Source organism: Streptomyces sp. HPF1205, assembly GCF_020400825.1.
Lineage (GTDB): Bacteria > Actinomycetota > Actinomycetes > Streptomycetales > Streptomycetaceae > Actinacidiphila.
The window spans coordinates 1-1,119 of the sequence record NZ_JAINVH010000116.1 but is presented as its reverse complement, the minus strand read 5'-3'; the positions used below and the strand labels follow the sequence as shown (position 1 = coordinate 1,119).

The 1,119-nt window shown below is 72.9% G+C and carries 1 protein-coding gene; it reads right to left on the bottom strand.

Going from position 1 to position 1,119, the window contains the following annotated elements:
- Nucleotides 1–1,119, bottom strand: a 1,119-nt coding sequence (locus K7G61_RS35880; protein WP_225851342.1) for a type I polyketide synthase, incomplete at both ends; no start/stop codon positions are given.

Here is a 1,119-nt window from a genome sequence, read left to right as displayed (position 1 = left end):
ACCGCCAGATGCAGCGCCACCAGCGACGACGAACACGCCGTGTCGACCGTCAGCGTCGGACCCTCCAGCCCGAGCGTGTACGCCACCCGCCCCGACACCACAGCCGCAGCGTTGCCCGTCCCGACATGCCCCTCCGCGGTCTCCACCGCGCCCAGCAGCAACGCCGGATAGTCCTGGCCGTTGGTCCCGACGAACACACCCGTCTGACTGCCCCGGACCGTACGCGGATCGATCCCGGCCCGCTCCACCGCCTCCCACGACGTCTCCAGCAGCAACCGCTGCTGCGGATCCATCGCCAACGCCTCACGCGGCGAGATCCCGAAGAATTCCGCGTCGAAATCCCCCGCGCCCTCGACGAACGCGCCCACGCGAACATACGACGTGCCCGGGTGCTCGGGATCCGGGTGGTAGATCCGCTCCAGGTCCCATCCCCGGTCGGCCGGGAACTCCCCGACCGCGTCCACCCCCGCCTCCAGCAGCCCCCACAGGTCCTCCGGCGACCCCACCCCACCCGGGAACCGACACCCCATCCCCACGATCGCCACCGGATCGTCCGCCACAGGGACGAGGGTGGCCACCGGGGACTCGGCCCCGGCGTCGACGCCCAGCAGTTCGCCGCACAGATACCCGGCCAGCACCAGCGGCGTCGGGTAGTCGAACACCAGCGAACTCGGCAGCGGCAGACCCGTCACCGCGGCGAGACGGTTGCGCAGTTCCACCGCCGTCAGGGAGTCGATGCCGAGCTCGCGGAAGGCGCGGTCCGCTTCGACGGTGGCGGCCGAGGTGTGGCCGAGGGTGGCGGCGACGTGTGCGCGAACGAGATCGAGGACGGTGCGCAGCCGGTCGTCCTCGTTCATGCCGCGCAGTTCGCGGGTGAGGCCGTCCGCCGGGGTGGTGTGTCCCGCGTCGTCCGTGCCGGCGGCTGCCTGGCGGGCCTCGGCAAGTCCGGCCAGCAGGGCGCTGGGGCGGGTGGCGGTGAAGGCCGGGGCGAAGACCGGCCAGTCGATGTCGGCGGCGACCACGGCGGTGTCGCCGGCGGCGACGGCGGCGGACATCGCGTCCAGGCCGGTCCGGGGAGATATGACGGGGATGCCGGCGCGGCGCAGCCGCTCCGTGACT